This is a genomic window from Syntrophomonas curvata, from assembly GCF_052976825.1.
The window spans coordinates 187,875-200,708 of sequence record NZ_CM129641.1 but is presented as its reverse complement, the minus strand read 5'-3'; the positions used below and the strand labels follow the sequence as shown (position 1 = coordinate 200,708).

14 protein-coding genes are annotated in these 12,834 nt (G+C 50.7%); 1 reads left to right on the top strand and 13 read right to left on the bottom strand.

The genetic code is table 11. From position 1 onward, the window contains the following. Positions 1–11: 11 nt before the first annotated feature. The 12 genes from ACU70B_RS01060 to ACU70B_RS01005 form a co-directional block, all read right to left on the bottom strand. Positions 12–428: a hypothetical protein gene (locus tag ACU70B_RS01060; RefSeq protein WP_447184519.1), complete on the bottom strand. Its 417-nt coding sequence runs from the start codon at positions 426–428 to the stop codon at positions 12–14. Between the two features lie 22 nt (positions 429–450). After that, on the bottom strand, positions 451–927 hold the full coding sequence (locus ACU70B_RS01055; protein WP_447184518.1) for a DUF4330 domain-containing protein: 477 nt from the start codon (positions 925–927) through the stop codon (positions 451–453). Positions 928–1,079: 152 nt separating this feature from the next. Beyond that, positions 1,080–2,552 carry a lysine--tRNA ligase gene (lysS, locus tag ACU70B_RS01050; protein ID WP_447184517.1) on the bottom strand — a complete coding sequence of 491 codons (1,473 nt, stop codon included), beginning with the start codon at positions 2,550–2,552 and terminating at the stop codon, positions 1,080–1,082. Between the two features lie 28 nt (positions 2,553–2,580). Further along, the gene (gene greA, locus ACU70B_RS01045; protein ID WP_447184516.1) at positions 2,581–3,060 is read right to left on the bottom strand and encodes a transcription elongation factor GreA; all 480 of its coding nucleotides are present in this window, start codon (positions 3,058–3,060) and stop codon (positions 2,581–2,583) included. A gap of 114 nt (positions 3,061–3,174) precedes the next feature. Next, positions 3,175–4,092 carry a hypothetical protein gene (locus ACU70B_RS01040; protein WP_447184515.1) on the bottom strand — a complete coding sequence of 306 codons (918 nt, stop codon included), beginning with the start codon at positions 4,090–4,092 and terminating at the stop codon, positions 3,175–3,177. Beyond that, positions 4,085–4,999: a DUF8754 domain-containing protein gene (locus ACU70B_RS01035; protein WP_447184514.1), complete on the bottom strand. Its 915-nt coding sequence runs from the start codon at positions 4,997–4,999 to the stop codon at positions 4,085–4,087. Before ACU70B_RS01035 ends, ACU70B_RS01040 begins: the two co-directional genes overlap by 8 nt. A 43-nt stretch (positions 5,000–5,042) precedes the next feature. After that, positions 5,043–5,573 (bottom strand): transcriptional regulator, encoded by a 531-nt coding sequence (locus tag ACU70B_RS01030; RefSeq protein ID WP_447184513.1) that lies wholly within the window; start codon positions 5,571–5,573, stop codon positions 5,043–5,045. A 115-nt stretch (positions 5,574–5,688) separates the two neighbouring features. Beyond that, positions 5,689–6,648 (bottom strand): tRNA dihydrouridine synthase DusB, encoded by a 960-nt coding sequence (dusB, locus tag ACU70B_RS01025; protein ID WP_447184512.1) that lies wholly within the window; start codon positions 6,646–6,648, stop codon positions 5,689–5,691. A gap of 2 nt (positions 6,649–6,650) precedes the next feature. After that, positions 6,651–7,418, bottom strand: a complete 768-nt coding sequence (locus tag ACU70B_RS01020) for a type III pantothenate kinase (RefSeq protein ID WP_447184511.1) — start codon at positions 7,416–7,418, stop codon at positions 6,651–6,653. 34 nt (positions 7,419–7,452) lie between these two features. Further along, on the bottom strand, positions 7,453–8,016 hold the full coding sequence (locus ACU70B_RS01015) for a biotin transporter BioY (RefSeq protein WP_447184510.1): 564 nt from the start codon (positions 8,014–8,016) through the stop codon (positions 7,453–7,455). A gap of 75 nt (positions 8,017–8,091) precedes the next feature. Next, a complete protein-coding gene (locus tag ACU70B_RS01010; protein ID WP_447184509.1) occupies positions 8,092–9,135 on the bottom strand; it encodes a hypothetical protein in 1,044 nt (347 codons plus the stop codon). A gap of 73 nt (positions 9,136–9,208) precedes the next feature. After that, positions 9,209–10,663, bottom strand: coding sequence for an MBOAT family O-acyltransferase (locus tag ACU70B_RS01005; protein ID WP_447184508.1), 1,455 nt, complete (start codon positions 10,661–10,663; stop codon positions 9,209–9,211). 160 nt (positions 10,664–10,823) lie between these two features. Here ACU70B_RS01005 and ACU70B_RS01000 point away from each other — a divergent pair, with 160 nt between their 5' ends. Then, on the top strand, positions 10,824–11,912 hold the full coding sequence (locus tag ACU70B_RS01000) for an acyltransferase (RefSeq protein ID WP_447184507.1): 1,089 nt from the start codon (positions 10,824–10,826) through the stop codon (positions 11,910–11,912). 45 nt (positions 11,913–11,957) lie between these two features. On the opposite strand, the gene nadC is transcribed toward ACU70B_RS01000, so the two are convergent. Then, positions 11,958–12,797: a carboxylating nicotinate-nucleotide diphosphorylase gene (gene nadC / locus ACU70B_RS00995; RefSeq protein ID WP_447184506.1), complete on the bottom strand. Its 840-nt coding sequence runs from the start codon at positions 12,795–12,797 to the stop codon at positions 11,958–11,960. Positions 12,798–12,834: the final 37 nt, after the last annotated feature.

Sequence of the window (12,834 nt, the reverse complement as noted above, 5' to 3'; positions counted from 1 at the left end):
GGTTTCTTATTTTAATCGGTCCCGGTCCACCAGCTGCAAAAGCGGTAGATGATACTGCCCCGATAGATGCCCGGATAAGGTTTTAGTGCTGGCAGAAGCAGACCGGTTATCATCAAGAGGATCTCTATTAGGGTCCGCTTTAAGCCGTAATCGTTCAAGCTCAAGTCAAAACCGAAGTAGAAAAACACCAACAGGCCAACAAAGCCGGCGGGATTAGCGATAAAGGCACTGGTTTTACCCTGGGCAATAAGGACCCGTCCCAGACGCTGCAAATACCGGGTTAAAAATTTTGCCAAATTGTTGCCGAGCCGGTAAGCATACGAATTACTATAGCAGTCAGAGCGCTCCCCGGGGATGGATACCAGCCAGCCCAGGAACCAACTGCCGGATATTGCTCTATAAATAATGCTGTTTTCCCAATAGTTCATTTAAACCACCACTTTATTACCGCTACTTCTTTACTTCTACCTCCAAAATTTCACCCGTCACCTCGACCACCTGGGTCTTTAAGATATACTTGTCCAATCCTGCCCGGATACCTTGTCCGGCCATATAGATTTCAGCTCCGGTGTAAGAAACCGGCCCCTCCAGGGTAAGGTAAACATCCTTGCGGAAAGGGTGCTGCTGCAGTACCAGGGTGCCGTCATCCCGGGTATCGGAATCACGTGCGGTCACAATCTCAACGTCCTTGATATACACCGGTTGCAGCTGCCCCCGGGCCAGAAGCTGGTCGCCGTCATGTATCTGTTCAGCCACCTCGGGGCGCAGGTAAGGGCAGATAACCTTGACCCTGGCCGTATGGGTTGCAACCGGGGCCGCGTTTTTATGCTTGTAGAAAAAACCTGCTGCTACGACCAGAATCAATATAAGAACCAGAAGGTCTATGATGTTGATAAAACCAAACAGCCTTCCCTTCTCATCCAGCATGCTTACTCCTCCTCTTGTCTGCCGGTATATTCTCTAGTATCATATAGCAAATCCGCCCGACTAGCAAGCCGACAAAAGGGACGTTCCCTTCTGTCGGCGAACTGCCGGCAAAAAAGAAACGTCCCTGTTTGCTGATTTTATTGTCCCTGCAGTTATTCTTTTATCCGCAGGGTAGGAAAGAGAATTACGTCGCGTATCGAGGGGGAAGCGGTAATCAGCATGACCAGGCGGTCGATGCCGATGCCCAGGCCGCCTGCCGGGGGCATGCCGTATTCCAGGGCATTTATGTAATCCTCATCCATCATGTGCGCCTCGCCGTCCCCCTTGGCTCTTTTCTCCACCTGCTTTTGGAAACGCTCTTTCTGGTCGATGGGGTCATTGAGCTCCGAGAAGGAATTGGCTATCTCCCGCTGCATGATGAACACCTCAAAACGATCGGTAAACTGGGGGTTGGCCGCGTTCTTTTTGGCCAGCGGGGATATCTCCACCGGATGCCCGTAAACAAAAGTTGGCTGAATAAGTTTTTGCTCCACAAACTCTTCAAAAACCTCATTGATTAAATCTCCGCGGGTAGCGCTGTCGTTTACCTCCATATTGAGGCTGCGCGCTGCCGCTCGGGCTTCTTCATCCGCTTTTATGGCGGTAAAGTTAACCCCGGTATATTTTTCTATCGCTTCCAGCATGGATATCCGCTGCCAGGGTGGGGTGAAATCAATGCGCTGCCCCTCCATTTCCACCACCATACTGCCGTTCACCCGGTCGACCACAGCGGCAATCAGGTTCTCGGTCAAATCCATCATAACTTCATAATCAGCGTAGGCCTGATATACTTCCATCATGGTAAATTCAGGATTATGCCGGGTGGAAATTCCTTCGTTGCGGAAGTTGCGGTTTATTTCATAGACTTTTTCCAGTCCGCCCACAATCAGGCGCTTCAAATAGAGCTCGGGGGCAATGCGCAGATAAAGGTTCATATCCAGCGCATTATGGTGGGTAACGAAGGGCCGGGCCGTAGCACCGCCGGCTATGGGCTGCATCATCGGGGTTTCCACCTCCAGGAAGCCCCTTTCATCCAGGTAGTTTCGCATTTCCTTGATGACCCTGCTGCGCTTGATGAAGACTTCCTTTACCTCGGGATTAACGATGAGGTCAACATAGCGCTGGCGGTAGCGCAGTTCCACATCTTTAAGCCCGTGCCATTTTTCCGGCAGGGGGTGCAGAGATTTGGAGAGGTAAACCAGGTCTCTTACGTGGATGCTGATTTCGCCTTTCTGGGTACGAAAGACCTCGCCGGTAATTCCCAGTATGTCGCCTATATCCAGTTTCCTGAATAAGTCATATTGGGGCTCGCCCAGGTCGTCCTGGCGAAAATAGAGCTGGATATCTCCGGAAAGATCCTGCAGATTGGCAAAACCAGCCTTGCCATGGCGGCGTTTGGACATGATGCGTCCGGCAATTTTCACCGTATGGCCTTCCAGGCCGGCAAAGTCATTTTGAACCGCCTGGGCGGTTGTATCCCGGTCAAAACGCTGTCCGAACGGATCAATACCTGCAGCCCGCAGCTCTTCCAGCTTCTCTCGGCGCACTCTTATCAGTTCGTTAATGTTTTGTTCCTGTTCCGACATGTGTACACTTCCTTAAATACTTTAAGTACTACTTCTCTACCTTCATGATCTTGTATTTAATAATTCCTGCCGGGGCTTCTACTTCCACGGTGGATTTGACTTTCTTGCCCAGGATGGCACGGCCTACCGGCGATTCATCAGAAATTTTACCATCCTTTAGTTTCGACTCCACCGAAGAGACCAGCAAAAGGTTAACCTCCCGGCCGGACTTGACTTCTTTTAAGGTTACCCTGGAGCCTAGCGAAACCACATCGGTACGGATATCAGTTTCTTCCATAAGACGGGAATTCTTAAGAGTCTTTTCCAGGGTCATGATTCTGCCTTCGATAAAGGCCTGTTCGTTCTTGGCGTCCTCATACTCCGAATTTTCGGATATATCACCAAAGGCTATCGCCTGTTTGATCCGTTCGGCCACTTCCTCCCGCCGCACCGATTTCAGGTGCTCCAGCTCAGCCTCGAGCCTTTGCAGGCCTTCCTTGGTTAGAATAATTTCTTTCTCTTCTGTCATCTCATCGCTCCCTAACTCTAAAAATTAAGCCCTCTTATTTTTAGCTCTGGCCTGAAACTCCCTATAATAAAAAAGGCTGGCCCCTGCAGCTATCTTTATGGTATTATAAGGAGCTCATATGGCCTTGTCAAGAAACAGGTCCCACAGACCCAGTTCAGCTCCGACCTGCTGTAACCCAAGGAATTTCTGTCCTTCCTCCAGGGTTGCTCCGTTTGCCCATATCTTTTCTCCACCAGACGACAAAAATCCTGCTTCTGCCAGCATGCAAGTTTCCATTATCGGAGCCAGGTTATAAAGGTTGTTTACTATTCCATTTCTGTCCAGCTTGGCTTCCAGCTCCGGGGCCAGACCGCAGCTGTTATTGGTAAGCCGGATGCAGCAGACGCGGGGAAAAGCCACGGCCACCCCCTCCTCCCGGGGGTCCAGGATAAAGACCAGCTCGCCTTCATTCCAGGTTTGCGGGCTTAAAACGCTGGTACTAACGGCATATCCTTTCTCGTAGAGCAAACGGTAAGCCATCACCTCATACCGAGCCGGAAACCTGGTCTGAATCGACAGGGGGATTCCGTGGGCGCAGATTCCGCCGATAAAATCAGAAAAATAGTCGGTTTCTCCCACCAGGATGACCCTTTTTATCTCCCGGCGGGAAAGCATCCGGGCGGTCAAGGCTACGGCCAGCGCCTTGATAAAATTATCCCCAAAGACCAGCGGAAAACTAATGGATAATTCATGCAATTGCTGCTTTAAACGACGATCCGCAGCCAGGCCGGGCAATTGATATTCCCGCGCTATATCTACCGAACGATTAAGCATCAGCTGACGCGTTTCGGGCTCAATCAGGCTCAGATTACCCGGCCCCAGCGGCATGCTTATCTGGCACCCCCGGAAGTTGAGGTCACTTAACTGAATTAGTTTTTCCACTCGGGGAGAAAAAAAAACCGGGCCCAGTCGGTCCAGAAAATATTTCCGGTACACCAGACCCCGTTTTTCATCATGGTTCAAATTTAAAAAGGCAAAATCCAGATCAAGCATCTAACCTCTCCAGGTCCACCACCCCGGGCTTCATATTGAGCTCTTTCAGCATATTATAATAATCCTGTGGCGCAATCTGGTTCAGCGGTCTTTGCATAATGGCAACCATCAGGGCCTCAATTACATTGGTACCGAAAGAACGGCCGCCCATGTCCGGCGTAGTGGTAATCACCCTCTTGATTCCCCGCTGTTTCAGCAATTTCATATCGTCACTGGTGGTGGTATTGGTAATTATGGTCTGCCCGTTGAGTTTATCGGGCAGGTAGCGGCGGATATAGTTGAAATCACCGGCTAAAATATCCGCTTTATAATAATATTTCGAATGCTTGGGAATTATGACCTCCTGTTGTTTTCCCGTGGGGTAAATTTTATCAAAGGGCATACGCACCACAAAGGGGGCGGCGATGCGCCCGGCAATTTTTAAGGTATTAAGTGAATGCAGAGGCAGAGGAATCCCCACCGTATAGATAAAGTCGCCCAGGGTAAGACGGGCTCCTACCTCCTCGAAGGCTTCCGCCATGCCGAAACGGTCAACCGCACAGACCATAAGCACATTTTTCCCCCTGAGATCCATGATGCCGTCTTTTTGGATATCCATTACGCATTTGCGTTCCAGGGTGTTTTTGAGGCCGCTGCCATCAACCATGGGGGTCTTGCGGGCTTCCGCCACTAACCTTTGGGCATCTTTGATTATATAAGGTTTGCCGGCCAAGTGGACGTAAAGGTCGATCCCCCCCATGCCAAAGGCATCCACCTTTCCATCCAGTTCCCGTATAAGGTTTATGGCCTTGTCCCAGTCTCCATCAGTGCCGATTCTTTCGATGCGGAACGCTTGCCCCATGAAATCAGTTTCAAAGGCATGGTCGCGCTTGGACGAACCCAGACTGACACTTACAACCCGTTTCAATATTAAGCCTCCTTTGATATAAATTTATGACTCAAAGATAATATTACCGGGCGGATTTTATAGAGCGCAGGATTTTTCTTAATTCGGAGGGATCGACCCATTTGTCTTCGGTGATGGGGGATGTTCCTATTTCCATGGATATTACCTGCCCATCCAGCACCCCTTCCATCAACTTTATGCGTTCATCGGAGCCTATGCAGATGACAGCTTCATAGCTGCGTACCCGGGCGGTAAGATCCATCATTTCATTTAGCAATTCTTTACCGCTGCGACGGTTGACAAAATCCAGCCTTTCCCGCTCGCTCATCAGCAGGATGAAGTCCACTCCTTCTTTTTCAAGAATCTCCCGCACTTCCTCCTTGTTTAAAATGGGGAAACCTACGCAGGCGATGGACTGACCCTTACGCAGTTCACCGATGCTTTCCAGACGGGAAATAAAGGTACGGTCTATTTTCAAGCGGTCGGCGGTTTCCTGCTGGGAAAAACCCCGGGCCCTCATGCTCAGCGCCTTTTTCAGAGTCTTGTCAATTCTTTCCCAGCTTATAATCTTATCCTGAATACGATAAAATTCCATAAGCAACTCCTTGCGCACAATATTGTTCACAACTTTTCTCATTTTAGCACGTTAATAGAATCGTATGCAAGAGGAGAGCAAGCAGGGATCGGGGCCGTCCCCTGTCACCGATATGCTACTGCTGCAGGCTGCGGAGGATGGCTTCCATTTCTTCCCGGGTGATGGCGTGGTTTATGTCCTGGCGGATGCGGGCGGCGCCCCGCAGGCCCCGGGTGTACCAGGCCAGGTGTTTGCGCATTTCCCTTATAGCTACCGCTTCGTTTTTAAAGGAACAGGCCAGATCCAGGTGTTTATGGGCGGCAGCTATCCGTTCCTTGATGGCAGGAGGAGGCAGATGTTTCCCTTTTTCCAGCAGCTCAGTTGTTTCTTTGAATATGAAAGGGTTGCCCATGGCGCCCCGTCCAATCATGACGGCATCACAGCCGGTATGTTCCATCATGCGTTTAGCATCCCCGGCCGTCCAGATGTCACCGTTGCCGATTACCGGAATGCTCAGGTTTTTTTTCACCGTTGCGATCATATCCCAGTCGGATTGTCCGGAAAAAAACTGATTCCGGCTGCGCGGATGCAAAGTTACGGCACCGGCCCCCTCCATCTCTGCTGCTCCGGCCAGCTCGATACAGGTTTTATCCTCGTCGTTCCAGCCTCTGCGCATTTTAACGGTTACCGGGACCTTGACCGCCCGAACGATTTCCCGGATTATTTCCCGGGCCCGGGGTATGTCCAGCATCAGGGCTGCCCCCTCGCCATTCTTTACTATCTTGGGGGTGGGACAGCCCATGTTGATATCTATCAGATCAGCTCCCAGCTCTTCCAGAGCCAGAGCGCCCTTTACCATCGGCTCCGTCTGAGAGCCGAAGATCTGCAAAGCCAGGGGCGGGTCTTCCCCGCTGCGCTCAGCCAATTGGCGGGTCTTGGCCTGGTTGTATACCAGACCCATATCGCTTATCATCTCTGAAAAAACCAGCCCACAACCGTACAATCTGGCCATATGGCGAAAAGCCCGATCAGTTACTCCGGCCATGGGAGCCGATACCACCCGGTTGGGAATATTGACTGCTCCAATTTTAAACATTATTACCCCCGGTTCATTTCGTAAATCATGCGTAAACCATCCAGGGTGAGAAAATCATCCACAATTTCAATAGTATCGGTTTCCCGGGCTATTACCCGAGCCAGCCCTCCGGTAGCCACTACCCGGCACTGACCTGCGATTTCCTTTTTCATGCGGTTAATTATCCCTTCCACCTGGCCGACAAAGCCAAATATGATTCCGGCCTGCATACTGGCCACGGTATTCTTGCCTATCAGGCTGCGGGGCTTGGTCAGTTCAACCCTCGGAAGTTTGGCCGCTTTGGCTACCAGGGCTTCACTGGCAATTACTATCCCTGGCGCTATGGCTCCGCCCAGGTAATCCCCTTTGTCATTGACCACGCAAAAGGTGGTGGCAGTGCCGAAATCCACAATAATTAACGGCCCCCCGTATTTGTTGAAAGCAGCCACAGCATTTACCACCCGGTCGGCTCCGACCTCGCGCGGGTTTTCATACTTGATGGCCAAGCCCGTTTTAATCCCCGGCCCGATGACCAGGGGGCGGCAGGAGAAATATTGGTGGCTAAGCCTCTCCAGTTCTATCATCAGGGAAGGTACCACTGAAGAAATTACCACGGCCTTAACCAACTTCATGTCCAATTGCTGGTAGTCGAACAGGGCCTTGATTATCATGCCGTATTCGTCGCAGGTACGCTGGGTATCGGTGCGAATACGCCAGTGGGTAAGAAGGTCGTCTTCCTTAAAAACCCCGATTACCATATTAGTGTTGCCAACATCGAATACCAGTATCATCTTGGCCTCCTCCTTTAAGTCACAGCAAGCGGAATCATGTTAACGCTCTTTTTATATCCAATCTCCTGCTCAGTTCCCGGGCCAGCAGGGCAGCCACCGCCATCTTTGCCAAATCCAGGGCAAAGAAGGGGACGAATCCGATCTCTATTACCTTTAGTATATCAATACTGCTTTTCAGATAGAAATTCAATATCAAATACATATACGGCAAACCTATGGCATTATAAGTGATTATACCCGCCAGACCGGCCAATATAAAGTTTAGGAGCCCGGTGTTTTTTATCAGCCGTGACTGCACCCAGGCAGCAGGGGCAAAACCCAGCAAAAAGCCGAAGCTGGGTACCAGCGCGTATGCGGGTCCGCCATAAGGAGGACTGGAGAACACCGGCAGCCCGATCAGTCCCAGCAACAGATAGGCCAGCATGCTCAGAAAAGCGGCCCGGGGGGACAGGAGGTAGGCGGCCAGCAGCATTACCAGGGGCTGCAAGCTGAACGGGATTACTACCACCGGTTGAAAAACCCGCACCATGATGGTGAGTACACACATAATAGCAGTAAACATTGCAGCCAGTACAATTTCGCGGGTAGAGATTTTCATGTGATTACTCCTTTGCAATTTGTTAACCCCAATTTTATCATGCGGTTAACAATCTGCCAAGAAGCAATTACGGAGCTACAGCCCAGCCTTCCGGGCCACGTATTGCAGGTGCCGGTCAAGGTTTTCCGGGGTTACCCGCACCCCAAAATCCTCCGGCAGGCTTTCATCTTTATAACCGCTGATCCGGCGGGCTATCAAGGTGCCTGTCCGCGGGTAGAAATGGCTGGCGTCGTAATAGTTGCCAAGATCGCCGGTTATGGAGTTAGGATACATAAAGTTGTAAACTTCCCCATTAGCCTCCACGCAGTCGCGAATCCATCGCTCATAGTCGCCAAAGCGCCCCTGGCGGATGAGCAGCTGGAACAACAGATCCGAGCTGGGGGTGGTGAATATGATAAACCGGGTATGAGGGTTGGCCTTCTTCAGCTCCTGCAGGACCGGTTTTACACTATCATACCGGTAGGTGGCGCCATAGACCTTTTCCCCGTACCACTTGAGGTTGTTATTGATCAGCCACTGCCGGTCTTCCGGAGCAGGGGCCACCAGAGTCTTGACATTGGCCCGGTCATAAGCGTAACTGCGGGGCAAGCCTTCCCGCGAGGCTTCATAATTTTTGCGGGCATATTTCAGGACATCGGTTGACAGCAACGTTTTAAAGCGATACCCCAGTTGCTGCGATTGCCCGAAGTAATAGGAGGGTGGTTCAAACTGGCTGGGAAGCTCCAGGTTTTTGTTGGTAGCAAAAAAGTCCAGTCCGATTATTACGCAGTCAAAATCATGCCCCACCTGCTGTTTGGCATAATCGATGTATTCGCTGTACTCGCCAAGCAGCATATTGTTCAGGGCATAGTTGAATACCCTGAGTCGGGGGAAGTCATACTGGCTGATATAAGTCACCCGGCTGCTGCCGAGCATAAGGGCATTATAGTCATGGCTGCCGAAGGTAATGAGATTAGTCTTCTGCTGTCTTTCATTAAAAGACATTTGAATCCGGTTGCAATGATGAGCGTGGTTGAAATTCCACAGCGGGTCAATGTAAAAATTGAAGCCGGCAATGGCTGAAAGGGGCAGCAATATAAGGGTTAAGGTTGTAATTATCCATTTTTTATAAGCATCCATTAATGAATCTCCCGCCAGTTTTGGTAAAGTACAAGAATAGTTCCAGCATTTGTTTATTTTAGTAAAGATATCTTTAGAAATTAACGTAGATAAACTCGCTGACCCGCGTCAGACTCAGGATTGCGGTAATTGCCAGGGCGGCTGCAAAGACCGCGTTGACTGGTGAGGGCTTAAATTTACGCTTCAGTTCCAGAGAGTTCTTGGTGAAAACCACCAGGAGTAAACAGACCAGCAAAACGGGTACCGCCAGGTGCAGGAAATCTTCCATAAGAAATCCGCCGAAGCTTATATTACATCGGGTCAGAAAACCCAGCATGCCTGCCAGCGACTCGGGCAGCGTTACCCCATTTAAACCGGCCATGGCCTTAAGCACCTTGATGGCGTCGTTCCAACTGTGGGCCCGGAAAAAAACCCAGGCGGCATTGATAAAGTTGAAGGTTATCAGCCAGGCCAGAACCTTGTTCATGGGCAGGTTCAATTTCTGCCAGGCGCGATGGACAACCAATGCCATTCCATGCAAAAAGCCCCAGAAGACAAAGGTCCAGGCGGCTCCATGCCACAGCCCGCCAATTAAAAAAGTCAGGAGCAGGTTGCGGTAGAGCTTGAAATCACCAGCCCGGCTGCCCCCCAGGGGTATATAGATATAATCCCTTAGGAAACGGCTCAGGCTGATATGCCAGCGCCTCCAGAAGTCCTGAATGCTGACCGCCTTGTAGGGGGAATCGAAGTTTATGGGCAGTTTTATGTTGAACAGCAGAGCTACGCCCAAGGCCATGTCGGTATAACCGCTAAAGTCAAAATAGAGCTGCAGGGTATAGGACAGGGATGTTACCCAGCCTTCTATCAGGGTAAGGCTTAAAGCCGTGTCGAAGCCAAAATTGGCCCAGACTGCCAGAGTGTCGGCCATAACCAGTTTTTTAAACAGGCCCAGGCTGAACAGGAAAATTCCGGCCGCGATATTAGTATAATCCGGGGTCTTAAGGAGGGGGTCGTCATACTGTCCGGCCAATTCGTTATGGCGAACTATAGGTCCCGATAATAAATAGGGGAAAAAGCTGACAAAGAGCAAATAATCCAGCAGTTTTTTCTGCCGGGTCTCGCCGCGATAAATATCTACCAGGTAGGCGATTTGCACGAAGGTGAAAAAGCTAACGGCTACCGGTAAGGCTATTCGCAGAAATGCTATATCACGGCCCAGAAAGTAGTTCAGGTTGTTAATCAGGAAGTCGGCATATTTAAAATATCCCAGCAGGCCAATATTGAATACCAGGCCCGCACTGAGGAGAAGCCGGCTTTTTCCCGGGGCAAGGCTTTCCCGGCCCAGAACGCCGGCGACAAGGTAGTTGACCAGGATGGAGCCCAGTATCAGAGGCAGATAGTAAATGCTGAAGGTGCCGTAAAAGAACAGGGAACTGACTGCCAGCCATACCTTCCCGCCCTTGCTCCAACCCTGTCGGTTCAGCAGGAAATATACCGCTACGGTCACCGGGAGAAATATAAAGATAAATCCATAGGAGTTAAAAGGCAATTTTAACTATCCTTTCCTGGTCCGTTATTTAGAAAACAACCGCCCTCAGCGATGACAACTGCTTTTAGAAAGACATCCCCTTGTTTTGGTTGGTTGCAGAATATCCGTTTTCTATTGTATAGTAAATCTTGTTATTAAGTACATGGGGAGTGGGCATATTATGCGGGAGCGTTTAATCGAATACGATCTGCTGCGGATTTTTGCCGCCCTGGCGGTAATAGCCATTCATATCACCGCCCGCTATGACCTTGGCTCCAACTGGCTGGTGTTCCTGGGTAATCAGGCTACCCGCAACGCTGTTCCCATGTTCATTATTATGTCCGGTTTCGTACTCTACTTCGCCGACCGGCAGAGATGGCTGCCGGTCCAGTTTTTCCTCAGCCGACGCTTCGGCCGGGTATTGAATCCCTATATATTCTGGACGGTCATATACGTACTGGCGACAGCCTGGTTCTATCGTCAGTTCTGGCCTGATACCCAATCATTTGCGGTCAGCCTGGCTAAACACCTTATGTTCGGCACCGGTTTTTTCCACCTCTATTTTCTGATAATAATATTTCAGCTTTACCTGCTTTACCCCCTCTTGCGAATATGGCTAAAGCGTTATCCGGGCTCCCTTTTGCTGTTGTCTTTTGTGCTTACTCTAACCGGGCAAACATTAGTTTACCTAAGTGAACTAAAGCTTATAACCCTGCCCTACCTGGGGTTCCTGTATTGCACCCTTTTTCCGCTGTGGCTTTTTTACTTTGTACTGGGCATGTATATGGCTGCCCATACTAAAGAAATGGCGAATCTGGTGCGAGGCCGGGAGTGGCTGCTGGGGATATTGGCTCTGCTCAGCCTCGGCCTGTTGCTGGCAGACAGTTATTATACCCGGGTCTATATCGCTATAAAACCCAGCCTTATTTTGTACACCCTGCTGGGACATTTTTTTCTCTATTCTCTGGCTTTGCGCTGGAAGGAATGGTTTAGACGCTGGGAAAGTCCGATTCGCTGGCTGGCTGACCAGTCCTTTTTGATTTACCTTTCGCACCCGCTGGTGTTGTCTATCCTGTTCTTCGGCGTGCCTTCCCGCTGGTGGGCCTATCCCTGGCAGGGTGACCTACCCATGCTGGCCTTATACCTGCTGGTAGTGCTGGCCAGCACCGGCTTCTGCTACCTGGTAAGCCTCACCCCGGCCGCCACTTTGATCGGCGGGGTACGTATATCAAAATCATGGCACTCGCAAGAGGAACAGAAGAAACCGTAAGGCTCTCAGGGGGAGGCAGCCCCAAGCTGTCCTTCTCCGGTCCTTTTACCAGGTTTCGGTAAGGTCGAAACTGATGTCCAGGCTGACGGCGGAATGAGTAAGGGCTCCGGATGATATCAGGTCTACACCGCTCTTGGCCACTTCGACCAGGGTCTCTTCGTTGATGCCCCCGGAGGCTTCCAGTTGCGCCCGTCCGGCAGTGATTTCCACCGCCTGTTTCATCTGTTCCGCGTCCATGTTGTCGAGCAGGATTATATCAGCCCGTGCTTCCAGGGCCTGCTGCAATTGTTCCAGGTTATCTACTTCCACCTCAATTTTTACGGTATGAGGGATTTTTTTGCGGGCATCCGATACTGCCCGGGCTATGCTCCCCACCGCCCTGATGTGATTGTCCTTGATCAATACCCCGTCATATAGACCAAAACGATGGTTGCGGGCTCCCCCTACGGTTACCGCATATTTTTCCAGCACCCGCAGGCCGGGAGTAGTCTTGCGGGTATCTATCAGCTCAGCCGGCAGATATTTTATCAATTCCGCCATATGCCGGGTTTTGCTGGCGATACCGGAGAGACGCTGCAGGAAGTTCAAAGCTACCCTTTCGCCCGTAAGGAGAGTGGCAGCCTTGCCCGTAACCCGGGCAATTATATCACCCTTAGCCAGGGTCTCACCATCAGTTTTAAAGGCTTCAAATTTGATTCCGGGATCAAGGTAGCGGTAAACCGCTTCGGAGATATTTATTCCGGCAAGAACTCCTGGGCTTTTGGCCACAAACACTCCCGAGGCCTGCATTTCGTCAGGAATAAGGCTTGCGGTAGTCAAATCCCCGTGGCCGATATCCTCCGCCAAGGCCCAGGCAATAAGTTCGTTCAATCTGATATATTCCATAACCAAGCCTCCTGTTATATTTGACCGCAGATTTACC